Genomic DNA, 23,989 nt, shown 5'->3' with positions numbered 1-23,989 from the left:
ATTTCATTGAACTAAACTACTAAATTAGTAGCAGTATGGTTAGATCTGCACATAAAAGTATTCAACTAAAAAAGAATAATCTAAAATCCTACCTGTATATCGGCTTAATCGGCTTGGGCCTTTTAACCAGTTGCTCCACAGAAAAGCGAATTTCCAGGAATTTGAATAAGGTTTTTTCGAATTCTACGGTACTTAAACAGTATTATGCCGGTTTTGCTTTGTATGATATGGCTGCCGGGCGGATGTTGTTTGAACAACATGGCGATCAATATTTTACACTAGCCTCCAACACCAAATTGTACACCTTCTATGCGGGATTGAAAATGATCCCAGATTCTATTCCTTCTCTCAGGTACATAGAGAGGGGCGACTCCCTAATCTTTTGGGGAACAGGCGATCCCTCTTTTTTACAGAGCAAGCTGAAAGGGACAAAGGCGGCAGATTTCTTAAGAAATACAACTAAGAAACTATTTTATGCCCCAGGTAGATATACCGGTAATTTTTATGGAAGCGGTTGGCAATGGGACGATTATAATGACTACTATCAAGCCGAGATCAATGAATTGCCCATTATGGATAATTTGGTTGATATTAAAAGTAAAAATGGCAAATTGATCCTATCCCCAACAGTACTGGAGGATTGTTTTGCAAAAGATTCACTTTCAAAACGAAACACATTTAGCGTAACCCGGGATTTTGTGGCCAATCATTTTAAGTATCCAAATGTCCCTGTGCCGGCAAATTACAACCAGCAAGTTCCTTATAAACTGAGCCTTCCACTTACTTTAACCATGCTTTCGGATACCCTTCACAAGGATATCGAGTTAATTGCGTTGAAAATGCCAGCCAATGCGAAGACCATTTATAATTTAAGGACCGATTCGGTACTAAAGGAAATGATGTTGCCCAGCGATAATTTCATCGCAGAGCAATTGCTCCTGGTGTATGCTAACCAGCTGGGAGAAGAACTGAGCACAGCTAAAGCCATCGCTCATATTGAAAAGAATTACCTCTCCACTTTACCGGATAAACCCGTTTGGGTAGATGGATCTGGTCTTTCGAGATATAATTTATTTACGCCCAGAGACATGGTTAAGTTGTTGGAATTGATTTATAAGCAAGTAAATGATCCCCAGCGGCTGTTTAGCATGTTGCCTGCAGGTGGTAAAAGTGGGACGCTCAGAAATGCTTATCCCAAAACAAGTCAGCCCTTTGTTTTTGGTAAAACAGGTACACTTTCCGGTGTGCACAATCAAAGTGGTTATGTGCTAACGAAGAAGGGTAAAACCTATATTTTTTCTTTTATGAACAACAATTTTGTGACCCCTACTGGGGATGTAAGGCGAGAAATGGTGAGGATTATGACCTATATCCATGATAAGTTTTAAAAGGAATAAAAGCCCCTTAGAGCTTTTTAAATGGGATATCCATCAAATTATAGGCTTGCCAATCCATAAAATCAAAATGCCACCATTCATTTTCCAAGACCCTGAAGCCATATTTTCGCATGGTATTGATTAGTAATTGTCTGTTTTTTATAATTTGAGGGGGTAAATTGGTGTAGGTTATTGCAGCTTCGGGGGCAAAACTATCATACGGGGTAGGCATTTCAAGCTCTTGGCCAGTTTTTAAATCAATTAAAGTCAGGTCAACCGCACAGCCGCGATTGTGTCTCGAGCCTTTATTGGGGTTCGCAACAAACATTTTGTCCGAAGCTTCTTTATAAAAAGCCACAGTTATGCTATAGGGGCGGTAGGCATCAAATATTTTTAAGCCATAGCCCTTCTTTTTAAGCTCTGCCTGCACTCTTTTAAGCTGTAGCACCACTGGTTTTCGGGCAAATGCTCGGGCCTGAGGATACATTATACCCTTCATAAAGTTGTCCTTAGTTGCGTATTTGATGTCCAGAACAAGGCCAGGAATATATTTTTTGATCTCAAGCAATTGATAATTGCTGTTCTTTTTGCAGGAATCTAAATATTCAGGATAGGCGTCTATGATTAGCCCATAGGGGTTGGGTTTATTCTTTTGAGCTTGAACAGAAAAACAATAGCCTACCAATAAGAGCAGAAAAATTTTTTTCATTGGCGGGCGTTACTGATTGGCGGCTACGATTAGATCCAGATCTTTATAAGGTAAATTAAACATATTAGCCAGATCTTTACTGGTGAGATGGCCCTGATAGATATACAACGCCTCCCTGATGCCAGGTTTGCTCCAAACAAGATTCATCAGCCCGCCCATATCGCCAATATCTATTAAGATTGGAGTAAAGATATTGGTTAGTGCATAAGAGGCTGTTCTGGGTACTCTGGAAGCTATATTTGGCACACAATAATGAATGACGTCATGTTTTCTAAATACCGGATTTTTGTGGTTGGTTACTTCCGAAGTTTCAAAGCAGCCACCTTGATCGATACTAACGTCAATCACCACCGAATTTGGTTTCATCCTTGCCACCGTTTCTTCCATCACCACACAAGGGCTTCTGCCATGGGAAGCACGAATGGCACCAATCACCACGTCACAAGTTGTAATGGCTTTGCTCAGCACGATGGGTTGCATAACAGATGTGAATACACGGGTTCCTAAGTTGTTTTGCAGGCGTCTAAGGCGATAAATGGAGCTGTCGAACACTTTGACCTCTGCGCCAAGAGATATCGCTGTACGGGCAGCATATTCGCCAACGGTTCCCGCACCTAGAATGACAATCTCTGTTGGTGGAACGCCGGTAAAGCCTCCCAGCATCAATCCTTTTCCTCCGGTTACATTGCTGAGGTACTCAGCCGCAATTAAAATAGAGGTTGCCCCAACAATTTCACTCATTGAACGGACAACGCTTAAAATATTCCCTTCATCTCTGATGTGCTCAAAGCATAGGGCATTGATTTTTTTATTTAGGAGCGCTTTAAGGTAGGATTCTTTAAGTCCGCCCATTTGTAATGCCGAAATCAAGGTTTGCCCTTTATGCATCATGGCAATTTCCCCTACAGTTGGTGGGGCTATTTTTACAATGATATCCGCATCAAATACCTCTTTTTTGTTAAAGCTAATGATTGCGCCCTGCTCACTATATTCGTTATCGGAGAAGTTTGCCGCAACACCAGCTCCACTCTCAATAATTACTTTGTGCCCGTTGTTTACAAGTAGTGCAACAGATAAAGGAGTCAAGGCAATCCTGTTTTCCTGAAAAGAGATCTCTTTTGGAATGCCGATGTACAAGCTGTTGTTCTTCTTACTTATCTCTGACATTGCCTCCTTTGGTTGTATTAAACCTTGCTGAGCAATGGAGGCCATACCTTCGCGTAATCCTGTAGCCATTTTCATTTATAGATTTGGATTGAAATTAAGCAAAATAGCTGAAATAAAGAGTGTTTGATGTTTAAATTTTTGAAATTGACAATATACGGTCATTCTCATTTTGTGCCGAAATTTCTATTTTTACAAAATGAAGTGGTAAAAGAGGGGCAATTTTCTCTGGCCACTCTATAAAACAGATGTTTCCCGAATAAAAATACTCTTCGTAGCCAATATCATAGGCTTCCTGCAGGGTTTTAATCCTGTAAAAATCAAAGTGATAAATAATTTTGCCATTGGCATCATATTCGTTCACAATAGAAAATGTTGGACTGGTAACGACTTTAGTTACACCCAGTTCTTTAGCCAAAGCTTTAATCAAAGTGGTTTTTCCAGCCCCCATTTCTCCTTCAAAAATAAAAATCTGGTCGTCTTGAGTGCTTTCTATAATTCTTTTAGCCGCATTTTCAAGACTATCAAGGCCATTAACTTCAATTTTTATACTTTCCATACTTAAGCAAATTTATAATAATTCGAATAATTTCTAAGGGTGCAGACACAGATTAGACTGAACAGGTCTGTATTAGTGCTTGTCGGGCACTGTAATTATTAGGGAATGAGTAGGGTTAAACTTGGGAATAAGTAGGGGGTTGCTATAGGGTTGCCTTACCCTTGGTTTAGGGTTGCTTTACCCCTAGGGTAAGGCAAGGGTAAGGCAACCCTATAGCAACCCTAAAGCAAGGGTAAAGCAACCCCCTATTTTACCACTATTTATTCCCTACTCATTCCCTGGATATATCAATGGCTTCCAAAGGCATGACAAAACTCATAGCAGTAATTAAAAACAGAAAGACCGCATCAAAATAGGATACGGCCTTCCGGCAAAATTGATAAAAGCGGTTATTGACTATCTCGAGCTGTAAGTTGCAATAGGGATAATCATTTCTTCCAAAGAAATGCCCCCATGCTGGAAAGTCTCGTTGTAATAATTTACAAACTGATTGTAGTTGTTCTGATAAACAAAGTAGCGATCTTCCTTAGCGAAAATGTAGTTAGAGCTGATGTTTATTTTAGGTAACTGCGCTTCATGTGGGTTTTTAATCAAAAATACCTCTTTAGCATTGTAATTAAGGTTTCTTCCTTGTTTATAACGGAGGTTTGTATTGGTATTTCTGTCGCCAATTACCTTACTTGGGTGTTTAACCCGGATCGTACCGTGATCGGTGGTAATCACTAATTTAACGCGTTTCTGTGAAATCTTTTTAAGCAAGTCCATCAACGGAGAGTGCTCAAACCAGGAAAGGGTCAATGAGCGATAGGCGGCATCGTCATTAGCCAGTTCGCGGATCATTTGCATATCGGTACGGGCATGCGAAAGCATATCTACAAAGTTGTAAACGATCGCATTGAAGTCGTTTTGCAATAAGTTGTTGACTTGTTCGTTTAAGGCTCTGCCATCGTCATACGTCAGGATTTTGTTGTAGCTGAATTTGCATTCCTTGCGAAGGCTACGTTTGATCTGATCGGCAAGGAAAGCGGCTTCGTGCATATTCTTTCCACCTTCATCATCATCATTCTGCCACAAACCAGGGAAGCGTTTTTCCATCTCCAGAGGCATCAAGCCAGAGAATATAGCGTTCCTGGCATATTGCGTCGCTGTAGGTAGTATACTGGTATAAATATCCTCATCGTCCATTCTAAAATACTCGGTAATTAATGGATTAATGATGCGCCATTGATCGTAGCGAAGGTTATCAATCAGGATAAAGAAAACAGGGGTGGTGTCGTTGATCAAAGGAAACACCTTCTTTTTCAACAATTCGTTTGACAATAATGGCGCCGTTCCTTTGCCATTAACCCAGCCGAGATAGTGATCTTCAATAAATTTGGAAAACTGAGTATTGGCTTCGGATTTTTGCATAGTCAGAATCTCATGCATCTGAGGGTCGTCCAGTTTTTCAAGCTCCAGCTCCCAGAAAACCAGCTTTTTGTATACCTCAACCCATTCTTCATAACTCAGTTTGTCATTTAGCGTCATCCCCAGGCGTCTAAAGTCCTGCTGATATGCCATAGAGGTTTTCTCGCTAACCAGGCGTTTGTTGTCAATGAGCTTTTTAATAGTCAGTAAAACCTGTTTAGGGTTCACTGGTTTAATCAGGTAGTCATCTATTTTAGATCCGATGGCATCTTCCATCAGGTTTTCTTCTTCACTTTTGGTGATCAGCACCACAGGCACATCGTTTCTGATGTTTTTTATGGCGCTAAGGGTTTCCAATCCGCTCATTCCTGGCATATTTTCGTCCAGAAAAACTAAGTCAAAATGCTCCTTTCCAAACGCTTCAAGGGCATCATTTCCATTCGTATAGGTGGTTACATGATATCCCTTTTCATTTAGTAATAATATATGTGGTTTTAATAAGTTAATCTCATCATCGGCCCATAAAATCTTAGTTTCTTGCATCATTATATCTGTATAATGTAAAAATAATTCCTCAAAAAGAGTCTTCTCTTTCTTAGTTATGGATAAAAATAGCAATTTTTGTACCGCATAATTTATTTTTAGAGATTGAACAAAAAGAAAATCATAAATGATCCGGTATATGGCTTCATAAATATTCCTTCTGAAATCATATTTGACCTGATCGCTCATCCGTATTTTCAAAGGCTCAGGTATATTAAGCAATTGGGAATGACGCACCTAGTCTATCCCGGGGCTTTGCATACCAGGTTTCACCATGCTATAGGTGCGATGCACTTGATGAGTTTGGCGATTGAAGTGCTTCGAGGCAAGGGGCATGAAATTACTGCCGCTGAAGAGGAGGCTGCCACAATTGCCATTTTGCTACATGACATTGGGCATGGGCCTTTTTCTCATGCCCTGGAGCATACGCTGGTAAATGGGATTAAACATGAGGATATTTCCATGATGATGATGGAAAAGCTGAATGTAGAATTTGAAGGGCGCTTAACTTTGGCCATCAATATCTTTAAAGGCGACTATGCCAAAACGTTTCTTCCACAACTGGTTTCTAGTCAGCTCGACCTTGACCGAATGGATTACTTGAACCGTGACAGCTTTTTTACAGGTGTAAGCGAGGGGGTAATTAGTTTCGACAGGATCATTAAAATGTTTAATGTGCTGGATAACCAACTGGTGATTGAGGAGAAGGGGATTTACTCGATTGAGAAGTTTTTGATTGCCAGAAGGTTGATGTACTGGCAGGTGTATCTTCATAAAACGGTAATTGCCGGAGAAATGTTGTTGGTTAAGATTTTAGAACGCGCAAAGTATTTAGCTGGCAACGGCGAAGTTTTATTTGCAACTCCAGCATTGCAGCATTTTTTAAAAAATGAAATTACCGAGTCTGAATTCTTTACTTCGGATGTGCATTTATTGCAGTTTTCGAAACTTGATGATCAGGACATTTTTGCTTCGGTAAAGGTTTGGGTAGACCATCCAGATAGAATCTTGTCGGCACTTTGTGGGATGCTTACGCAAAGAAATTTGTATAAGGTAGAGATTAGTAATGAGGTTCCTAACAAAAACAGAGTGAATGACTTACGGGAAAGGACTGCGGCTTTTTTGAAAGTAAATAAAACAGATGTGTGTTATTTTGTGTTTACAGACATGATTAGAAACCGAGCCTATAACGCTGGTAGAGGCAATATTAATATTCTGTTGAAAAGCAATACAATTATTGATATTGCAAAAGCATCGGATTTATCTAACTTAGAATCTTTGGATAAGACGGTAAAGAAACATATACTCTGCTATCCCCGAATTATTTAGCCTTTTTTAACAAAATAATAAACAATTAATCCCGTTTTTTGGGTAGTTGATTCGCAATGCCGATCAATAACCTAAAGAGGTTTATTTGTTCATATCAATTTAACATATAACTTTGTAAAATGCAATTTACTGCCAAGCAGATAAGTGAGTTTATAGATGGTACCATTGAAGGCGACGAAAACGCAAAAGTCAGCGAGCTTTCAAAAATAGAAAATGGTAAGACTGGTTCTTTATGCTTTTTATCTAACCCTAAGTACGAGAACTATTTATACCAGACAAATGCTTCAGTAGTAATTGTAGGGAAAGACTTTGTGCCTTCGCAAAAAGTCGACAGCACCTTAATTCGGGTTGCGGATCCTTACAGTGCTTTTTCCGTTTTACTGGATAAATATAATGAGGTGGTTAACCAAAGTAACACTCAAACTGGCATCGAACAGCCATGTTTTATCCATCCAACAGCAAAAATTGGTAAAAATGTATTTATTGGTGCGTTTTCCTATATAGCTGAAAATGTGGAGATTGGTGATGGTACTAAAATTTCGCCCCAAGTATTTGTTGGAGCGGATAGTGTTGTCGGAAAAAATTGCAGCATTTCTCCAGGGGTGAAGATTTATAACCGCTCTGTTTTGGGAAATAACATCATTATCCATTCCAATACCGTAATTGGTAGTGACGGATTTGGCTTTGCTCCGCAGGCTGATGGTACTTATACCAAAATTGCACAGATTGGTAACGTAGTGATTGAGGATGATGTAGAGATTGGGGCGAATACCGCGATTGATAGAGCTACAATGGGTTCTACTTTCATCAGAAAAGGCGTTAAGTTGGACAATTTGATCCAGATTGCGCACAATGTTGATGTTGGTGAACACAGTGTTGTTGCAGCGCAAACCGGAATTTCTGGCAGTTCAAAATTGGGCGAGAAGTCTGTTATAGGCGGTCAGGTTGGCATTGCCGGGCACCTTTCTTTGGCCAAAGGAACACAGATTGGAGCTCAGGCCGGAATAAATTTTAATACGACTGAAGAAAATAAACAATGGCATGGCAGTCCTGCTCAGCCACTAAGAGATTGGATGCGGGCTTCTGTGATTTTTAAGCAGTTGCCGAGCGTTGAAAAAAGAATAGCGTGCCTTGAAACAAAAATAAAGGAGCTTAACTTGATCATCGAACAAAACAGTACAATAGCAAATAATAATGAACGTTAAACAAAAGACCATAAAAAACGAAGTTTCGGTAAGTGGCGTAGGCTTACATACCGGAGCAAATGTTACACTTACATTCTGTCCCGCACCGGAAAATCACGGGTTTAAATTTCAAAGAATAGACCTACCTGGAAGTCCGATAGTTGATGCAGATTGTGATAATGTCACCGATACAGCGAGAGGAACAACCATTACGCAAAATGGAGCGAGTGTAAGTACGGTAGAACATGTTATGGCCTCTTTGGTAGGAATGGACCTGGATAACGTGTTGATGAAGCTTGATGGCCCGGAAACGCCAATTATGGACGGAAGTGCAATCGAGTTTTTAGATGCTTTAGAAAGTGCGGGCGTTCAGCTGCAAAGCGTGGATAGAGAGTATTTCCAAATTCCACATAACATTACTTATACTGAACCTGATAGAAAAGTTGAGATTGTTGCAATGCCTTTAGACGACTATAGGTTTACTTGCATGATCGATTACAATTCGCCGGTTTTAGGTAGTCAACATGCTGGAATCTCTAGTATTGCTGAGTTTAAGAAAGAAATTGCTTCTTGCAGGACTTTTTGCTTTTTACATGAATTAGAATACCAGTTGCAGAACAACCTGATTAAGGGTGGTGATTTAAATAATGCAATTGTTATCGTTGATAAAGAGGTGACTAAGGAAGAATTGGATCACCTGGCTAAAATATTTAAACGTACAGCAATTGAAGTTGCTCCACAGGGTATTTTAAATAACATGGAATTGAGGCACCAAAATGAGCCGGCAAGACATAAATTGCTGGACATGATTGGTGATCTTGCCTTGGTTGGTGTTCATTTGAAAGGTCATATTATGGCTGCAAGACCAGGCCATGCGGCTAACGTAGCTTTTGCTAAAAAAATCAAAGCAGCGATCAAAAAGGAAAAAAATAAAAAGGTGCATCATGTTTATGATACTACCGTAAAGCCGCTATACGATATTGTTCAGATCATGGACATATTGCCTCACCGTCAGCCATTTCTGTTTATCGACAAAGTATTGGAATTGAGTAAAACTCACGTGGTTGGTGTGAAAAATGTAACCATGAACGAGGAGTTCTTTAAAGGTCATTTTCCGGGAGCACCTGTTTTTCCGGGAGTGATTCAGATTGAAGCTATGGCTCAAACTGGTGGAATTCTGGTACTAAGCACGGTGCCAGATCCAAGAAATTACCTTACCTTGTTCCTTAAGATTGACAATGTTCGCTTTAGAGCGCAGGTTTTGCCAGGTGATACTATTGTTTTCAGATGTGATTTAATGGAGCCGATTAGAAGAGGCATCGCACAAATGAAAGGTGTAGGAATGGTAGGCGGAAAAGTGGTGGTTGAAGCAGAAATGATGGCCCAAATCGTAAAAGTAAAAGAAAACGAAACTACATGATACAACCCTTAGCATATATACATCCTCAGGCAAAAATAGCCGATAATGTGGTTATTGAACCTTTTGCTGTAATTCATAAAGATGTTGAGATAGGTGAGGGTACCTGGATTGGCTCTAATGTGGTGATCATGGATGGCGCCCGGATAGGAAAGAACTGTAGGGTATTTCCCGGCTCGGTAATTTCTGGCGTGCCTCAAGACTTGAAGTTTGCGGGTGAGGTGACGACAGCAGAGATTGGCGATAATACAACCATCAGAGAGTGTGTGACCATTAATAGGGGCACCAAGGACAAGTGGAAGACGGTTATTGGTAGCAACTGTCTGATTCAGGCTTATTCTCACATCGCACATGATTGTGAGGTTGGAGATTACTGTATATTTTCGAATAGCACTACCCTTGCTGGTCACATTACGATTGGTAATTATGTTGTTTTGGCAGGATTAGTGGCTATCCATCAGTTTGTAAAAGTGGGCTCACACGCATTTGTTACGGGTGGTTCATTGGTTAGAAAAGACGTACCACCGTATGTGAAAGCTGCTCGAGAGCCTTTGTCCTACGCTGGAATTAACTCGGTTGGTTTAAGAAGAAGAGGGTTCTCATCTGAGAAAATCAACGAGATACAGGAAATTTACAGGGTTTTGTTTGTGAAACACAACAACGTAACTAAAGCGCTGGATATGATAGAAGCCGAATTCAAACCTACGGAGATTCGTGATGAGATTGTAGATTTCATCAGAAATTCTAACCGGGGTGTGATGAAAGGCTTTGGTTCGGGAAGTTAATACCTGCTGAATGACAATTAGCTTAGCTAACGTTGGAAGAAGGTTTAACCAGGAATGGATTTTCAGGAATATAGATTATTCGTTTCTTCCTGGAGAAAAATATGCGGTCTTAGGGCCTAACGGTTCTGGTAAATCTACGCTATTGAGTGTCTTGCTCGGGAATTTATCACCGTCGGAAGGGGCTATAAGTTACAAGTCGGGGATTGATATCCCCGTTGAGGATATTTATAAGTCGATTAGCTTTGCAGCGCCTTATCTGGATTTAATTGAAGAATTTACACTTCAGGAAACCATTAGCTTTCATTTTAAATTTAAAGCCTTTTACGAGGGGATGAGCGCTGAATCCGTGTTAGACCTGCTTGGGCTCGCGAAATCGCAGGATAAGGCTTTAAAATACTTTTCTTCGGGAATGAAACAGCGCACTAAGCTTGCGCTGGCTTGTTGTTCCAATACCCCACTTCTTTTTCTGGACGAGCCAACATCTAACCTGGATAAGCAGGGAATGAGCTGGTACTTGCAGTTAATTGAGCGATTTTCGGCAAACCGAACGCTAATTATAGGGTCAAATCAAGAGTCTGAGTATTCCCTTTGTAACCATTTTGTTGAGTTGACGGATTATAAATAAGTAATATTTATATTTGAAAACAGGCCGAAACGGACTATTTGGGGCTTAAAATGCCTTTATAAAAATATTTTTAAATTACTATTGTGGAATCGATAAATAGTCTTTACCTTTGCGGCACGAAAAAAGGCCAAAAGTTTAGGCAAAATTTCAAAACAAAATGGCAAAAGCATCAGAAGTAAAAAATGGGAACATACTTCGTTTTAACGGAGATCTGGTACAAGTAGAGGAGTTTTTACATCGTACACCCGGAAATTTACGCGCTTTTTATCAAGCTAAGATGCGGAATGTTAAAACTGGTAAAACAGTTGAATATAGGTTCCGCGTTGATGAAGAGGTTGAGATTTGCCGTGTTGAAACCAGCGATTACCAGTTTTTGTATGAAGATGGTGAAGCACTAGTAGTAATGGATAATACTACGTTTGAACAGTTTAACGTACCGAAGGCATTATTCGGTAAAAGTATTCGGTTCTTGAAAGAAGGAATGAATGTAATTATCGCATTTGAAAGTGAAGAGCCAATTATGGCACAAACACCTTCTCATGTTGAATTAGAAATAACCTACTCGGAGCCTGCAGTTAAAGGCGATACATCTACAAATGCATTGAAATATGCGACGTTAGAGACAGGAGTAGAAATAAAAGTCCCAATGTTTATCAATCAGGGCGATAAAGTTAAGATTGATACGCGTACTGGTGACTATGTTGAAAGAGTAAAATAAGAATTTTCATAGTTTAGTTTTAGGTTTAGGTTGATTGTGGCTTCGGAGTGGTTCCCGAAGCCATCTTTTTTTATGGGATTTTTTTTGGTTGAAAAATCAAATTATGCTTCTGAGGCTGGAATCTTTTGCCCAGAAGAAGGGCAAAACTTCCTAGGCCTCTTCAGCACAATATTGATTTTTCTTTATGCGGCCAAACTGAAATCCCCAAAAAGATGGCTTCGAGTTTTTGAGTATTTCAGGCTGGGCTTATAATTGTTATATTTGTTTTGATGACAAAAGCAGAGATCAGAAAAGTAGCAACAATGCAGCGGAAATGGCTTTCTGAAGACCAGATTGAAGATTATAGTCTACAATTGCTAAGGCAATTCTCTTTGTTGGACTTCTCATCGGTTCGTACGATTCATGTATTTCTGCCTATTACGGAGAAGAAAGAACCAAATACTTTCCTTTTTATTGATTGGTTGAGTGTTAATTATCCGGAGATCAAAATCATAGTTCCAAGGGCTGATTTTGATACTGCATTGATGACGAATTATGTGTATCAGGGTAAGGATGGTCTGGTTAAAAACCTGTACAATATCCTGGAGCCTGCGCAAGGCGAGTTGCACACAGGAGATGTGGATTTGGTACTTATTCCAATGTTGGCTTTTGATAAAAAAGGCTACCGGGTAGGCTACGGTAAGGGCTTTTATGATCGTTTTTTGCAAAATGTAGCTACCAAAAAGGTCGGATTATGCTTTTTTGAACCAGTTGAAGAGATCAGTGATGTGAATGAGCATGATGTGTGTCTGGACTTGTGCATTACTCCAAATAAAGTTTATTCATTTTAAGGGGTAACAAATATTAACTTTTGCTGATATACCTCCAAACAGTTTGATTGTAAACTAAAGGAGAACGTTATGAAAAAGTTAATATTAGTGGTACTAGCGGTTTTATTGACCGGTCTTACCTGGGCACAAAAGAAGTCGGATGCGACTATAAATAATGGGGGTAAACTTCAGATTTCGGCATTTGGAGGTCTCAGTATGCCGCAAGGCAAATATAAAAACGAGATTGGTCGGGCTAAGAACGGTTATTTTGGCGGCCTGGCCATTGATCAGTATTTTAAGGGGAATAAATGGGGTGTTGGTATTGATGCCCGGTTTTTGAACCATGATATCAGGAAGTTTGATAGTGTATTTTTCGACAACGGGTACATCGCTACCGATTATGTAAATCACCCTTCTTTCCAACATATTGGGGTTAGTATTGGTCCAACTTATAAATCTAATTTTGGGAAAATAGATCTGGAAGCGTTCCTGCGTGGTGGCGTATTGTTTCAGGGATTTCCTCAGTATAAAGAGTCTATTTATGTAAACCAGGCTTCGGGGCCGCCACTTCCATTGTTCGATACGCAGTATACGAGCAATCCTAAGCGCATTACGAAGGGCTGGATGGGACTAGGTGGTCTTCGGTTATCTTATGCGCTTAATGAGCATTGGGGCGTGTTTGCCCAGGCGGATTATTTAAGAACCTTTGGCAAAAGCTTCGGAAGCGACTCCAGTGAGTTTCATATCACTAAATATGCAGTAAAAAAAGCGCTTACAGCTTCAGATGTGCTACCCGTAAAGAATGATGCAATTACCAATATAAACACTTACTATGAAGAAATTCCTACTATTCAAAAAACGTATATACAAGCCGTAAATGTTGGCTTTGGAATTAAATACACATTTGGTGCTAAACGAAAAGTAGTTGAGGATCGTCCTCTGACTAAAACGGTCGCTCCACCAGTAATTGCTGCACCGAAAGATATTCTTGTTGTCGTAAAGGATAAACAAACTGGCTTGGCTTTAAGTGGTGTAATCGTTAAAATCAGCAGGAACAATGTTGATAATACCTCCATCAGTAATGCTGATGGTCAGGCTGAACGTGTTTTAAAAGCCGAAAGGGGTGTTTACCAGATCACAGCTGTGAAAAATGGCATTACGGCTGAACCTGTAGCGATAAGTGTGGCTGATTTTGATAATGCTGGCAATGTGATTTATAAAGAGATTTATCATGATGACCCTAGATTTACCTTGATTGGAGAGACCGTCAGGGCTAATGATAACTCCAAATTACCTGGTATTGGTACTGTACTAACCAATGCGACCAACAGTAAAAATATGACTCAGATTTCTGATGGAGAGGCTAAATTTGTCTATCAGTTGGAGCAACAATCCGACTATAACATTGTGGCCAATCAAGCTGGGAAGTTTTCGCAAACAGAAGGGGTGACTACAAAAGGTCTGGACAGAAGTAAAACGTTATATGTTACGCTAAAACTTGGTGTAAATAATTTGGATGCAGGGGCAGTTTTTGTGCTTAAAAACATCCATTATGACTTTGATAAGTCTTATATCAGACCAGATGCTGAGCGGATATTAGACAATTTGTTAAACGTAATGTCGCAAAACCCTACCTTGAGGATTGAGTTGTCATCTCATACGGATAGTCGTGGTAAGGATGCTTATAACATGCGCCTATCGCAACAAAGGGCTGAGGCTGCTGTAAATTACCTGGTGAGCAAAGGTGTGAATCGTAGTAGAATGGTAGCCAAAGGTTATGGTGAGACACGTTTGTTAAACCGTTGTGGCAATGGGGTAGAATGTAGTGATGAAGAGCATCAGGCAAATAGACGGACGGAAATAAAGGTTTTGAAATACTAGACTAAATCCGTTTAAGTTAAAAAGGAGTCTGGATCATAATTTTGATTCAGACTCCTTTTTCGTTACATGGGTCAAATAAAATCACCTCGTTTACTTTTGCGACTTTATAAAATCGCTTATAAGGTACGTTAGGGTCTTCGGTGTGGTTTGGCACCGTCTGCCGTCAATTAAGGCTACAGCGCCCTCGCAAATATGTAAATACGCGAATTTTTTAGTTGGATTTAATATTAGCTTTCTGATTTCGTTCAAAGAGAATCCTGAAGGGGTCATGGCGCTAGACAATACATTTTCTATGCAATCCAGATCAAGTTCCAATCCGGGTGTTGTTCCTGTTTTTTTAACAAGCTTACTCCAGGCAGAAAAGATAGGCTGATCGCTTTTGAGGAGATCATCAAAAAATACTGGATAGATATGTTGGTTTGCAGCTATGGTTTCGAGTATAGCATTGTTGTTGTAATTCTGGTGTAGCCCGAATATGCCATAGCGAATTAAATAACCATCTTTTATGGCATAACTGAATCCATTGCCGCTATGTCTTCCGGTTGCAGGCCTTAAATCAGCATGAGCATCAATATTGATGACGTCAATAGGGGCCTTTAATCCTAATGAGACTCCTTTGATAATTGGGTAAGCATTGTTGTGACCACCGCCGATAACAATGGGCGTTTTGCCGGCGGCAATGATCTTTTGAATCACTGGGTAAACTAATGCATCGATTTCTGCTACTTTTTCCTGAAGATATGGCACCTCGGTCTTTGTAGGCTCAGAAATAGCAAAATGGCCCAGAATAAGCAGTTCCTCGCCATTGAAAAAAGGGGTACTTTGTATGTTCAACAGCGCTTTGAGCGTTGGTTCCCATGTAGAGGCTGCACCGGCAATGCCGTAATTTGCGCGAACGCCAATATCTTCGGGGATGCCAACCAGTACAAACTGAGCGCTTGAACTGGTAATTTCATCTAGTGTGGCTACCGTTTGTACTTTCTGGCCCAGTTTAACCTCTCCTTCACGCAGATTGGTTAAGGCCATAAGGCCTGCGGAGTTGTATATGTTAAGACCGTCCATTAGCTTATTTTGCCATTTAGTATGATGGTTTCTATTTGCGATTGGCCAAAACTATAAGGCAGAAAAGCAATAGAAGACATTGGTCTTGTGATAAACAAGTTGGCTTTTTTGCCTTTAGCGATACTACCTACTTCTGAACTAAGCTCCATTGCAGCGGCTCCATTTATGGTGGCTGCGTTTACGGCTTCTTCAGGTCGCATTCGTAGTTTTATGCAAGCTAGAGACACTACGAGATTCATATTTCCTGAAGGGGTAGAGCCGGGGTTATAATCGGTTGCAACAGCTACCGGAATGTTTGCATTGATCAGTCCTCTGGCATTGGCAAAAGGGATGTTAATGTAAAATGAGCAGGAAGGTAGTAGTGTGGCGATCGTATTGCTTGTCGCTAAGCTTTCAATTACAGCCACATCAGTAGCTTCCAGATGGTCTACTGAAATGGCCTGATGTTTTACACCGACTTGTACCCCGCCTGATACAGACAGCTGATTGGCATGTATTTTAGGTTTTAAGCCGTATTTTGCTCCAGCCTGTAGCAATCTATCTGTGTCATCCACAGAGAAAAAACCATGTTCGCAAAAGGCATCCATATAATCAGCAAGACCTTCGTCCGCAATTCGAGGGAGCATTTCTTCAATAATTAATTTGATATAGCCCTCGTGATCGTTTTTGTATTCAGGTGGGTAGGCGTGCGCAGCGAGAAAAGAGGCCTTAATTGGAATGGGAAAGTTCTCTTTCAGTTTGCGGATAACTTTCAGCATCTTTAATTCGCTGTCAGTCGTAAGTCCATACCCGCTTTTTATCTCTACCGCTCCGGTACCTTGTCTGATCATGTCAGTTAGGCGCTGTGCCGCAGAATCATACAATTCTTCGGCTGAGGCGAGCTGTAATTTCCTTGCCGAATTTAAAATACCACCGCCTGCTGCTGCAATATCTTCATAGCTTTTGCCATCAATTTTCATCACAAACTCTTCCTCTCTCGAAGCGGCGAAGACAATATGTGTATGGGAATCACACCATGAAGGGAAAACATAGCCGCCCCTTGCATCGTGGGTAACAATGTAATTTGGCAAATGATCCGGTAATTGGTCCATGGAGCCAAAGTCTTTTATTTTTCCACCTTCACATAAAAGCCATGCATTTTCTATTGCCGGGAGGTTTTGCATCTGGCTACCCCTTAAAAGGAGCGTGTTTTCCGGATGCAGGCCAACTAGTGATCGGATATTGGTAATGAGCAGGTCTGACATGATTAAGCGTTTAATTCCAATAAAACAGGACAGTGATCAGAATGAATGGCATCAGCCAGAATGGTCACATTTTTCAATTTCTCCAGCATTGGTTGCGTAGCCAGGTGGTAATCGATACGCCAACCCAGGTTCTTTCCTCTTGAACCCGCTCTAAAACTCCACCAGGTGTAATGATGTGGATCTTTGTTGAAGTGTCTGAAAGTGTCTATAAAGCCGTTTGTTAAGAATAGCTCCATCCATTCGCGTTCCTCAGGCAGGAAGCCAGAAGAGTTGGCGTTTGATTTCGGGTTATGGATATCTATAGCGGTATGGCAGATGTTATAATCGCCTGAAATGATCATGTGAGGATGTTCTTTGCGCAATTCAGCAACGTAAGTGTCAAAGAATCGCATAAATTCATACTTTTTAACTTGTCTTTCATCACCACTAGATCCGGAAGGCATATATAGGCTCATTAACGAGAATCCGTCGAAATCGGCCCTTAATATTCTTCCTTCTTTATCAATCCATTCTTCACCACAACCATATTCTACATGATTTGGTTTTATTTTGGTGAGTATAGCAACACCACTATATCCTTTCTTTTCGGCCGGAAACCAGTAGTGATGGTAGCCTAATTGTTCTATTAAAACGAGAATTTCGGGGATTTGTGAAGGTAGTGCTTTAACTTCTTGAAGACAGACCATGTCTGCATTGGTTTCTTGCAGCCAGCCGATAAAGTTTTTGGTGGTGGCAGAGCGGATGCCATTGACGTTGTAGGATATGATTTTCATTATCGTATGCTTGTTTTTATGCAGTTAATGATGCTTTTTTTAATGCTTTTGCTTGTTTAGCAAATTCTTTTTCCAGTTTTTTTGCTTCGCGACGTTTTAAAACGGTAATGGTCATTTTTACGTCGGTTATGGGCCTGTTGTTGCTGTCTGTCTCCATAACTGCAATTTTATCGACCAGCTCAATGCCTTTTACGATCTCTCCGTAAACGGTATAGTTCTTATCTAAATGAGGGGCGCCACCCAGAGTTTTGTAAATTGCTCTATGTGATTCGGGAAGCTTAAATTTCAGGCGATTTTTCTCCAATCCATCAAGTTGTTCATCCGTAAATTTTTTACCCTGTACCAAGTAAAACTGACTGGCGCTAGATGCTTTTTCTGGATTATCGTCCCTTGCTGCTGCTAACACGCCTTTTTTATGAAAAAGGCTGTCACGAAATTCCGCAGGAACGGTGTAGCCTAAGGTTCCTTCGCCTAATAGAGCGCCTTTAACGGCGGTTTTTGAGTCTGGATCACCACCTTGAATCATAAAATCTTTGATCACCCGGTGAAATAATGTCCCATTAAAAGTTCCTTTTTCGGTTAGTTTAACGAAGTTGTCACGGTGTTGTGGCGTTTCGTTGTACAACTGGATAATGCATTCGCCCAGCTCTGTTTTTATTTTAACATATTGGTGTTTTGGCTTCGCTGAAAAGGCCGAAATAAAGCATGCACAGAGTATTAGGGTAATATAATTCTTCATTGTCAGTTTAATTACGCGGCTAAGTTAAGTTAAATCTACTTTATTCAGTAGGACGCATTAAAATGTTAAGGGTAGTATTTCTTATCATAGATCAACAATTGGCTTGGGTATTCGTTATAGCTTTGTAACATATTAATTTAAAGATTATGAAAAGATTATTTTTATTTCTGGTTGCTGTTTCAATCAGCGTTGCATCATTTGCACAGACGAAGTGGACGGTAGATCCAATGCATTCTTTTGTTAACTTTTCGGTTAAACACATGGGAATTTCATTTGTAGATGGTTCATTTAAGAAATTTGATGGTTCGGTCGTTGCGGCTAAAGCAGATCTTACTGACGCAAAAATCAACTTTACTGTGGACGTAAATAGTGTGAATACTGGGGTTGAAATGAGAGATAATCACCTCAAAACGGATGATTTTTTTAATGCGGCTCAATATCCAACAATGACTTTTGAAAGCACTTCGTTCAAAAAAGGAAAAGAAAACAATTATACTTTGGCTGGAAAATTAACCATTCGCGACGTGACTAAAGATGTTGTGTTTGCCGTTGTTTATGGCGGTACTGCTAAAGATCAACAAGGAAATACTAAAGCAGGTTTTACTGCGACTACAACGGTTAACCGTTTGGATTATAACATTAAATTTGATCCTACTGGTGCTGGTGTAGCTAAAGATATTAAGGTTACTTTAAACCTTGAATTTACTCAAGCGAAGTAATCCAACCAATAGGGCAGTTTAATAGATTTTAGATTGCCCTATTTAAATTAATCGTGATGTCGACCTTATCTCAATTCAATAAATTTACCAGTGATTTGCCGCTTCAGGATAGCTTAATGCCTGTTTTGTTTATTGGCCATGGCTCGCCGATGAATGGAATCGAAGACAATGAGTTTAGTGCTAAATGGGCAGGCATTGCCAAGGATATTCCGCAGCCTAAGGCTGTTTTAGTCGTTTCTGCGCATTGGTTTACCAAGGGGACACATATCACTGCCATGGATTTCCCTAGAACAATTCACGATTTTGGAGGCTTTCCTCAAGCACTGTTTGATGTCGATTATCCGGCTCCAGGTAGCCCATCTTTGGCTTTAGAGACAGCAGGACTTATTCGTAGTACCCAGGTAGGATTGGATCATGACTGGGGACTTGATCATGGGGCATGGACCGTTGTTAGGCACATGTACCCAAATGCAAATATCCCTGTTTTGCAATTGAGCATTGATTATACCAAGGATGCGGTCTATCATTATAACCTTGCAAAAGAGATATTTGAACTTAGAAAAAAGGGCGTTCTGATTTTAGGAAGCGGTAATATGGTGCATAACCTGAGGATGATGAGTTGGGAGATGATTCATGGTGGGGGCTATGATTGGGCTCTGGAAATGAATGATAAATTTAAAAGCCTGATTTTAAATCGTGAACATCAGCAATTAGCGGATTACAGGAATTTAGGCAGAGAGGCTATACTTGCTATTCCTACACCAGAGCATTATTTGCCATTGATGTATACCCTCGGCTTGCAAAATGGGACTGAAGAGGCTTCTTTATTCAATGATAAGGCTGTTGGCGGTTCTTTAACCATGACTTCGGTGAGGATTGGCTAAGCCTACATCAGTTTTTTAAGCCATTTTAATAAGCCTTGTTTACCCTCGTAAGGCGGGTAAATCAAATTACTCATGTTCATCGCAGACTGGAACACAATAGCGCGCTCATGAGAGAAGGTTTTGAAACCGAAAAAACCATGGCAACTTCCCATCCCGCTGGCATTTACCCCACCAAAAGGTAGTTTAGGATTAGAAATATGGATCAGGACATCATTTACACAGGTGCCACCGGCGGAAGTATTTTTGATGATGTGATTGATATTCTTATGGTCCGCACTAAAAATGTATAGGGCCAGGGGTTTACTACGGCCGTTTATTTGCTCAATTGCCTCTTTGGATGTTTGATAGGTGATGATGGGTAAGACTGGTCCAAAGATCTCTTCTTTCATGATCTCCGAATCGAGGTTGACCTGAGTAAGTACAGTTGGGTTTATGGTTTGTTTTGCCACATCTTTTCCGCCACCAAAGGCTATTTTTGCGCCCTTTTCGGTCGCATCATCCATTAAATTCGTTAATCTCTTGAAATGCCTTTCGTTGATGATTTTTGCATAGGCGTTTTCATTGATTTGCTGATTGCTGTTGAAAAACAGTCGGTTAGCTGCATGGGCATATTCCATTACAAACTCTTCTTGTCTGCTTTCGGGGATTAAAATATAGTCTGGAGCAATACAGGTCTGACCAGCATTGATGAGTTTACCCCAGGCAATTTTTTCTGCAGCTTTTTTAAGGTTGGCGCTTTCGTCGATTATAGTGGGGGATTTGCCTCCAAGTTCGAGTGTTACTGAGGTTAAGTTTTTGGCTGCGGCCTCCATCACTACCTTGCCAATAGCGGTGCTTCCGGTAAAAAATATATGATCAAAAGGGAGGCTAAGTAGGGCTGTTGATACTGTCGCATCGCCTTCAAAGCAGCATATTTCTTGTTCTTCAAAGCATTCTTTGATGATTTTGCTAATGATACTGCTGGTAGCTGGGCTTAATTCTGAAGGTTTTAAAATGGCACAATTACCAGCCGCAACAGCAGATAAAAGCGGGCTCATCATTAACTGAAAGGGGTAATTCCAAGGGGAAATGATCAGACAAGCGCCTTTTGGCTCATAGTAGATCCTATTTTTTGCCATTAGGCTAGTTAGACTTTTTCCGATACGTTTGGGCTTCATCCATTTCCCTACATTCTTTATCGCGAAGTCTAATTCCCCATAAATAAATATGAGTTCGGTTACAGCAGCTTCGAATTGACTTTTGCGCAAGTCGGATTGTAAGGCGGCGTAAATGTCCTTTTCATATTTCTCTATCGTGGCCTTTAAAGTTTTTAATTTATCAATTCTTTGTGCAGCATTGCTGTTTCTAAGCGTATATTTATGTTTTTGCTGAGCTTCGAATATAGAATTGATAGTTTGCGTCATGGTGATGTTTAAGCTGGAAGATCATTTATCGACATTTCAGATCGTTAATTAAATATATGCATAATAAGTACAAAATGAAAAAGGGATTGTTTGTTGTTTTCATGATTTCGGTGTTTACGCAAATTGCCGCTGCTCAAACCATTAAAACCGGGGTTTTGGTAATTGGCAATGGAAATAACGCCATTGGGGCAGGCTTTCAATCGGCAATTTCGGGCGTAAAAACCATTATGCTAATTCAGGCGGCAGATCTGGTTATTACACCACAGGATAAGAATATCAGTTCGGGGCTAGAATCCTTGTTTTTGAAGAAAATGCGGTTGGCTAAGGGGATTCAGGACAGTTTAAGCAAGGTATATGTAGATAAGACTAGTGCAAATGCGGTACTTAAAACCTGGGCCGACAGCACTAAAAATTTAACAGTATTGAGGAATGTAAAGTGGTCGAGGATAAAAAGATCAGGGAACAATTGGAATGTACTGTTGGAAGATGGACGAACGATAAAAGCGGAGGTCCTGGTTAATGCCGATGGTAGCGGAAATGTAACTGAAGCTTTGGCGTTAAAAGGGCCCATTAAAAAGCAATGGCAGCCTTTAAGTTATAGCGATAATTTTTACCGGGTGAGTGTTAGCGCGGGTTATTGGGTTAACAATAGCAACGCCAATGTTATTCTGTTAGACAGTTTCTTGTTGCCGAAACAAGAAAACCTGGTGGTTTTGAATCCAAAAGACGAAAGTCTTGCTGGTGGACAGGCGGCTGGGGCTACAGCAGCTTATGCGGTATTTTTTAGAACAAAAACCTCACTCTCGGCTTTAAAGTCAATACAGAAGGAGTTAATCAACCATCATTTGTCGGTAATGCCCTTTGCCGACATTTTACATAACGATCCCAATTGGAAGTCAATCCAATTTGTTGGCCTTTCGGGCTTTTTGAAGGCAAATCTGGTAAATGGCCTGGCTAATTTCAATCCAGAGCAGGAGGTGACTACAGCAGAAATAAAAGCACCATTAAAGGAGTTTTACTATAAAGCCCAAATTTGGTTTGATGATCATAAGGAAGCAAAGATGACGGTCGGCACTTTGTTAGATATGATTTGTATGGTTGGCAATAAGTCGCCTGAAACTACCAAAGCCGAGGTTCGGAAAAGATGGACGTCGGGGTATCAGTTTAAAAATGCGTTTGATTTAAACAGGTATGCTACCCGTAGGGAGTTTGCTGTCTTGGTGGATGAATATTTAAGTCCCTTTGAAGTTAAGATTGATAAATTGGGGAGGGTAATCAGATAAAATACACATAGATAAAAACTAATTTCAGTTCCTGTATTATAGATAATCTCTATGTGCCTATCAAGATTAAGTATCCGTAATATCCCCAATACGGTTGTTTTTGAGTGCAGATAGCCTTACCTTTGCGTTGTCAAAAAAGAATAAAAAACACAAAAATAATTATGGCAATAGTAGGTAAAAAATTCCCGAGCGTAAGCATTGATGCAATGTCAGAAATGGGTGATGATTTAAAGATCAACATTTTTGAAGAAGCAGTAAGTAAAGAGAAAAAAGTTATATTATTCTGGTATCCAAAAGATTTTACTTTTGTTTGTCCAACAGAACTACACGCTTTCCAAGCTGCTTTACCTGATTTTGAAAAAAGAAATACAATTGTAATTGGCGCTTCATGCGATACTAACGAAGTTCACTTTGCATGGTTGAATACTGCAAAAGAAAACGGTGGTATCGAAGGTGTTACTTACCCGATCTTAGCAGATACACACAGACATTTAGCTAACATTTTGGGAATTTTAGATCAAGACGTTGAGTACGATGAAGAAGGCAATGAATCTTTCTCTGGTTCAAATGTAACTTACAGAGCTACTTATTTAATCGATGAGACTGGTAAAGTATTCCACGAAAGTGTTAACGATATGCCAGTAGGTAGAAATGTAAAAGAATATTTACGCTTAATTGATGCTTATGCTCACGTTCAGAAACATGGCGAAGTTTGCCCTGCAAACTGGGAAGAAGGAAAAGAAGCAATGAATGCGAACAGAACTGGCGTTGCAGAATACCTGAGCGCGAACTAATAAAAAATAAAAAAATATGTTTTTAGAATTAACAGAAGATAATCTTCAACAGTATGTTGCTGAAAACAACAAGGTTATGGTTCAGTATGCTGCGTCTTGGTGCGGAAACTGCAGAATCATGAAGCCAAAATTCAAGAAACTGGCAGCTGAAAATGAAGATGTTACTTTCTTAATTGTGGATGCGGAAAAACTTCCTGGTTCACGTAAACTTGCAAACGTTGACAATTTGCCAACTTTTGCAGCCTTTGAAGGTGGAGCGCTGGTTGATCAGGTTCAGACCAATAAGGCAGAAGTGTTAAATGAATTATTTGATAAAATAAAATCATGAAAATACCAGTAATAAGACAACTATTCCAAAATAGTACGCCTGAAGATCTTGAAGCAACTTTAACTGTTTTAGAAGCTTTCTGTGAATTTAGAGGCGTAAATGAGGAAGAGATTAATGTGGCAGGCGAAATGATTACCAATATCTGCGGAGCCCTTGAAGTTCATGGGAGTGTAAAAGGCGGTATGGTTGAAAAAGACGCACTGAACGCATTTGGACAAAAAGTAATGGGTTCAATTGATAGAAATTAATCTCCT

24 protein-coding genes are annotated in these 23,989 nt (G+C 40.1%); 15 read left to right on the top strand and 9 right to left on the bottom strand.

Annotated features, from left to right (window positions below; all coding sequences use genetic code 11):
• Nucleotides 1–35: 35 nt before the first annotated feature.
• The gene (locus tag BLS35_RS17315) at nucleotides 36–1,388 is read left to right on the top strand and encodes a D-alanyl-D-alanine carboxypeptidase/D-alanyl-D-alanine-endopeptidase (protein WP_090783366.1); all 1,353 of its coding nucleotides are present in this window, start codon (nucleotides 36–38) and stop codon (nucleotides 1,386–1,388) included.
• 16 nt (nucleotides 1,389–1,404) lie between these two features.
• On the opposite strand, the gene BLS35_RS17310 is transcribed toward BLS35_RS17315, so the two are convergent.
• The 4 genes from BLS35_RS17310 to BLS35_RS17295 all read right to left on the bottom strand — a co-directional run bounded on the left by BLS35_RS17310 (nucleotide 1,405) and on the right by BLS35_RS17295 (nucleotide 5,758).
• Nucleotides 1,405–2,085 carry a M15 family metallopeptidase gene (locus tag BLS35_RS17310; RefSeq protein WP_090783364.1) on the bottom strand — a complete coding sequence of 227 codons (681 nt, stop codon included), beginning with the start codon at nucleotides 2,083–2,085 and terminating at the stop codon, nucleotides 1,405–1,407.
• Between the two features lie 9 nt (nucleotides 2,086–2,094).
• Nucleotides 2,095–3,321: an alanine dehydrogenase gene (locus BLS35_RS17305; protein WP_090783450.1), complete on the bottom strand. Its 1,227-nt coding sequence runs from the start codon at nucleotides 3,319–3,321 to the stop codon at nucleotides 2,095–2,097.
• 61 nt (nucleotides 3,322–3,382) lie between these two features.
• Entirely contained in the window at nucleotides 3,383–3,808 is a 426-nt protein-coding gene (gene tsaE, locus BLS35_RS17300; RefSeq protein WP_090783362.1) for a tRNA (adenosine(37)-N6)-threonylcarbamoyltransferase complex ATPase subunit type 1 TsaE, read from the bottom strand.
• Between the two features lie 396 nt (nucleotides 3,809–4,204).
• Nucleotides 4,205–5,758, bottom strand: a complete 1,554-nt coding sequence (locus tag BLS35_RS17295) for a T9SS response regulator signal transducer PorX (protein WP_090783449.1) — start codon at nucleotides 5,756–5,758, stop codon at nucleotides 4,205–4,207.
• A gap of 105 nt (nucleotides 5,759–5,863) precedes the next feature.
• Between BLS35_RS17295 and BLS35_RS17290 the strand changes: the two genes are divergently transcribed.
• From BLS35_RS17290 to BLS35_RS17250, 8 genes are all read left to right on the top strand, one after another.
• Nucleotides 5,864–7,087, top strand: coding sequence for an HD domain-containing protein (locus BLS35_RS17290; protein WP_090783360.1), 1,224 nt, complete (start codon nucleotides 5,864–5,866; stop codon nucleotides 7,085–7,087).
• 119 nt (nucleotides 7,088–7,206) lie between these two features.
• Nucleotides 7,207–8,292, top strand: a complete 1,086-nt coding sequence (gene lpxD, locus BLS35_RS17285; RefSeq protein ID WP_090783357.1) for a UDP-3-O-(3-hydroxymyristoyl)glucosamine N-acyltransferase — start codon at nucleotides 7,207–7,209, stop codon at nucleotides 8,290–8,292.
• On the top strand, nucleotides 8,282–9,691 hold the full coding sequence (locus tag BLS35_RS17280) for a bifunctional UDP-3-O-[3-hydroxymyristoyl] N-acetylglucosamine deacetylase/3-hydroxyacyl-ACP dehydratase (protein ID WP_090783355.1): 1,410 nt from the start codon (nucleotides 8,282–8,284) through the stop codon (nucleotides 9,689–9,691). The genes lpxD and BLS35_RS17280 overlap by 11 nt, the downstream gene beginning before the upstream one ends.
• Nucleotides 9,688–10,473: an acyl-ACP--UDP-N-acetylglucosamine O-acyltransferase gene (gene lpxA / locus BLS35_RS17275; RefSeq protein WP_084238270.1), complete on the top strand. Its 786-nt coding sequence runs from the start codon at nucleotides 9,688–9,690 to the stop codon at nucleotides 10,471–10,473. The genes BLS35_RS17280 and lpxA overlap by 4 nt, the downstream gene beginning before the upstream one ends.
• Nucleotides 10,474–10,483: 10 nt before the next feature.
• Nucleotides 10,484–11,098, top strand: a complete 615-nt coding sequence (locus BLS35_RS17270; RefSeq protein ID WP_090783353.1) for an ABC transporter ATP-binding protein — start codon at nucleotides 10,484–10,486, stop codon at nucleotides 11,096–11,098.
• A gap of 157 nt (nucleotides 11,099–11,255) precedes the next feature.
• Nucleotides 11,256–11,816, top strand: a complete 561-nt coding sequence (gene efp, locus BLS35_RS17265; protein ID WP_090783351.1) for an elongation factor P — start codon at nucleotides 11,256–11,258, stop codon at nucleotides 11,814–11,816.
• Nucleotides 11,817–12,085: 269 nt separating this feature from the next.
• A complete protein-coding gene (locus tag BLS35_RS17255; protein WP_090783346.1) occupies nucleotides 12,086–12,646 on the top strand; it encodes a 5-formyltetrahydrofolate cyclo-ligase in 561 nt (186 codons plus the stop codon).
• 69 nt (nucleotides 12,647–12,715) lie between these two features.
• Nucleotides 12,716–14,506 carry an OmpA family protein gene (locus BLS35_RS17250; RefSeq protein ID WP_090783344.1) on the top strand — a complete coding sequence of 597 codons (1,791 nt, stop codon included), beginning with the start codon at nucleotides 12,716–12,718 and terminating at the stop codon, nucleotides 14,504–14,506.
• A 90-nt stretch (nucleotides 14,507–14,596) separates the two neighbouring features.
• Here the strand turns inward: BLS35_RS17250 and BLS35_RS17245 are convergent, their stop codons facing one another.
• From BLS35_RS17245 to BLS35_RS17230, 4 genes are read right to left on the bottom strand one after another with little or no spacing between them, the layout of a single operon-like run.
• The gene (locus BLS35_RS17245) at nucleotides 14,597–15,568 is read right to left on the bottom strand and encodes a formimidoylglutamase (RefSeq protein WP_090783342.1); all 972 of its coding nucleotides are present in this window, start codon (nucleotides 15,566–15,568) and stop codon (nucleotides 14,597–14,599) included.
• The gene (gene hutI, locus BLS35_RS17240; RefSeq protein WP_090783340.1) at nucleotides 15,568–16,812 is read right to left on the bottom strand and encodes an imidazolonepropionase; all 1,245 of its coding nucleotides are present in this window, start codon (nucleotides 16,810–16,812) and stop codon (nucleotides 15,568–15,570) included. The genes BLS35_RS17245 and hutI overlap by 1 nt, the downstream gene beginning before the upstream one ends.
• Nucleotides 16,813–16,814: 2 nt before the next feature.
• Nucleotides 16,815–17,585 carry an exodeoxyribonuclease III gene (locus BLS35_RS17235; protein WP_090783338.1) on the bottom strand — a complete coding sequence of 257 codons (771 nt, stop codon included), beginning with the start codon at nucleotides 17,583–17,585 and terminating at the stop codon, nucleotides 16,815–16,817.
• Nucleotides 17,586–17,601: 16 nt separating this feature from the next.
• Nucleotides 17,602–18,324: a peptidylprolyl isomerase gene (locus BLS35_RS17230; RefSeq protein WP_090783335.1), complete on the bottom strand. Its 723-nt coding sequence runs from the start codon at nucleotides 18,322–18,324 to the stop codon at nucleotides 17,602–17,604.
• A gap of 146 nt (nucleotides 18,325–18,470) precedes the next feature.
• On the opposite strand from BLS35_RS17230, the gene BLS35_RS17225 reads away from it, so the two are divergent.
• Entirely contained in the window at nucleotides 18,471–19,043 is a 573-nt protein-coding gene (locus BLS35_RS17225) for a YceI family protein (RefSeq protein WP_090783334.1), read from the top strand.
• 56 nt (nucleotides 19,044–19,099) lie between these two features.
• Entirely contained in the window at nucleotides 19,100–19,927 is an 828-nt protein-coding gene (gene ygiD, locus BLS35_RS17220) for a 4,5-DOPA-extradiol-dioxygenase (protein WP_090783331.1), read from the top strand.
• 2 nt (nucleotides 19,928–19,929) lie between these two features.
• Here the strand turns inward: ygiD and BLS35_RS17215 are convergent, their stop codons facing one another.
• Nucleotides 19,930–21,330 carry an aldehyde dehydrogenase family protein gene (locus tag BLS35_RS17215; protein ID WP_090783329.1) on the bottom strand — a complete coding sequence of 467 codons (1,401 nt, stop codon included), beginning with the start codon at nucleotides 21,328–21,330 and terminating at the stop codon, nucleotides 19,930–19,932.
• A 74-nt stretch (nucleotides 21,331–21,404) separates the two neighbouring features.
• On the opposite strand from BLS35_RS17215, the gene BLS35_RS17210 reads away from it, so the two are divergent.
• From BLS35_RS17210 to BLS35_RS17195, 4 genes are all read left to right on the top strand, one after another.
• Nucleotides 21,405–22,613 (top strand): hypothetical protein, encoded by a 1,209-nt coding sequence (locus tag BLS35_RS17210; protein WP_132226009.1) that lies wholly within the window; start codon nucleotides 21,405–21,407, stop codon nucleotides 22,611–22,613.
• A gap of 161 nt (nucleotides 22,614–22,774) precedes the next feature.
• Complete coding sequence (locus tag BLS35_RS17205) at nucleotides 22,775–23,407, top strand: peroxiredoxin (RefSeq protein ID WP_090783325.1); 633 nt, start codon at nucleotides 22,775–22,777, stop codon at nucleotides 23,405–23,407.
• Nucleotides 23,408–23,423: 16 nt separating this feature from the next.
• On the top strand, nucleotides 23,424–23,735 hold the full coding sequence (locus BLS35_RS17200) for a thioredoxin family protein (RefSeq protein ID WP_090783323.1): 312 nt from the start codon (nucleotides 23,424–23,426) through the stop codon (nucleotides 23,733–23,735).
• Nucleotides 23,732–23,983 carry a DUF6952 family protein gene (locus BLS35_RS17195; RefSeq protein WP_090783320.1) on the top strand — a complete coding sequence of 84 codons (252 nt, stop codon included), beginning with the start codon at nucleotides 23,732–23,734 and terminating at the stop codon, nucleotides 23,981–23,983. Before BLS35_RS17200 ends, BLS35_RS17195 begins: the two co-directional genes overlap by 4 nt.
• Nucleotides 23,984–23,989 lie beyond the last annotated feature (6 nt).

This window comes from Pedobacter sp. ok626, assembly GCF_900100435.1.
In the GTDB taxonomy this organism is placed as follows: Bacteria; Bacteroidota; Bacteroidia; order Sphingobacteriales; family Sphingobacteriaceae; genus Pedobacter.
The sequence above is the reverse complement of the archived record's forward strand: the minus strand, read 5'-3'. Positions and strand labels throughout refer to the sequence as shown.

Bases quoted from the DNA above. Each gene is read 5' to 3' on its own strand.
- BLS35_RS17315 (WP_090783366.1), top strand. From the start codon at position 36: ATGGTTAGATCTGCACATAAAAGTATTCAACTAAAAAAGAATAATCTA.
- BLS35_RS17310 (WP_090783364.1), bottom strand. From the start codon at position 2,085: ATGAAAAAAATTTTTCTGCTCTTATTGGTAGGCTATTGTTTTTCTGTT.
- BLS35_RS17305 (WP_090783450.1), bottom strand. From the start codon at position 3,321: ATGGCTACAGGATTACGCGAAGGTATGGCCTCCATTGCTCAGCAAGGT.
- tsaE (WP_090783362.1), bottom strand. From the start codon at position 3,808: ATGGAAAGTATAAAAATTGAAGTTAATGGCCTTGATAGTCTTGAAAAT.
- BLS35_RS17295 (WP_090783449.1), bottom strand. From the start codon at position 5,758: ATGCAAGAAACTAAGATTTTATGGGCCGATGATGAGATTAACTTATTA.
- lpxD (WP_090783357.1), top strand. From the start codon at position 7,207: ATGCAATTTACTGCCAAGCAGATAAGTGAGTTTATAGATGGTACCATT.
- BLS35_RS17280 (WP_090783355.1), top strand. From the start codon at position 8,282: ATGAACGTTAAACAAAAGACCATAAAAAACGAAGTTTCGGTAAGTGGC.
- lpxA (WP_084238270.1), top strand. From the start codon at position 9,688: ATGATACAACCCTTAGCATATATACATCCTCAGGCAAAAATAGCCGAT.
- BLS35_RS17270 (WP_090783353.1), top strand. From the start codon at position 10,484: ATGACAATTAGCTTAGCTAACGTTGGAAGAAGGTTTAACCAGGAATGG.
- efp (WP_090783351.1), top strand. From the start codon at position 11,256: ATGGCAAAAGCATCAGAAGTAAAAAATGGGAACATACTTCGTTTTAAC.
- BLS35_RS17255 (WP_090783346.1), top strand. From the start codon at position 12,086: ATGACAAAAGCAGAGATCAGAAAAGTAGCAACAATGCAGCGGAAATGG.
- BLS35_RS17250 (WP_090783344.1), top strand. From the start codon at position 12,716: ATGAAAAAGTTAATATTAGTGGTACTAGCGGTTTTATTGACCGGTCTT.
- BLS35_RS17245 (WP_090783342.1), bottom strand. From the start codon at position 15,568: ATGGACGGTCTTAACATATACAACTCCGCAGGCCTTATGGCCTTAACC.
- hutI (WP_090783340.1), bottom strand. From the start codon at position 16,812: ATGTCAGACCTGCTCATTACCAATATCCGATCACTAGTTGGCCTGCAT.
- BLS35_RS17235 (WP_090783338.1), bottom strand. From the start codon at position 17,585: ATGAAAATCATATCCTACAACGTCAATGGCATCCGCTCTGCCACCACC.
- BLS35_RS17230 (WP_090783335.1), bottom strand. From the start codon at position 18,324: ATGAAGAATTATATTACCCTAATACTCTGTGCATGCTTTATTTCGGCC.
- BLS35_RS17225 (WP_090783334.1), top strand. From the start codon at position 18,471: ATGAAAAGATTATTTTTATTTCTGGTTGCTGTTTCAATCAGCGTTGCA.
- ygiD (WP_090783331.1), top strand. From the start codon at position 19,100: ATGTCGACCTTATCTCAATTCAATAAATTTACCAGTGATTTGCCGCTT.
- BLS35_RS17215 (WP_090783329.1), bottom strand. From the start codon at position 21,330: ATGACGCAAACTATCAATTCTATATTCGAAGCTCAGCAAAAACATAAA.
- BLS35_RS17210 (WP_132226009.1), top strand. From the start codon at position 21,405: ATGAAAAAGGGATTGTTTGTTGTTTTCATGATTTCGGTGTTTACGCAA.
- BLS35_RS17205 (WP_090783325.1), top strand. From the start codon at position 22,775: ATGGCAATAGTAGGTAAAAAATTCCCGAGCGTAAGCATTGATGCAATG.
- BLS35_RS17200 (WP_090783323.1), top strand. From the start codon at position 23,424: ATGTTTTTAGAATTAACAGAAGATAATCTTCAACAGTATGTTGCTGAA.
- BLS35_RS17195 (WP_090783320.1), top strand. From the start codon at position 23,732: ATGAAAATACCAGTAATAAGACAACTATTCCAAAATAGTACGCCTGAA.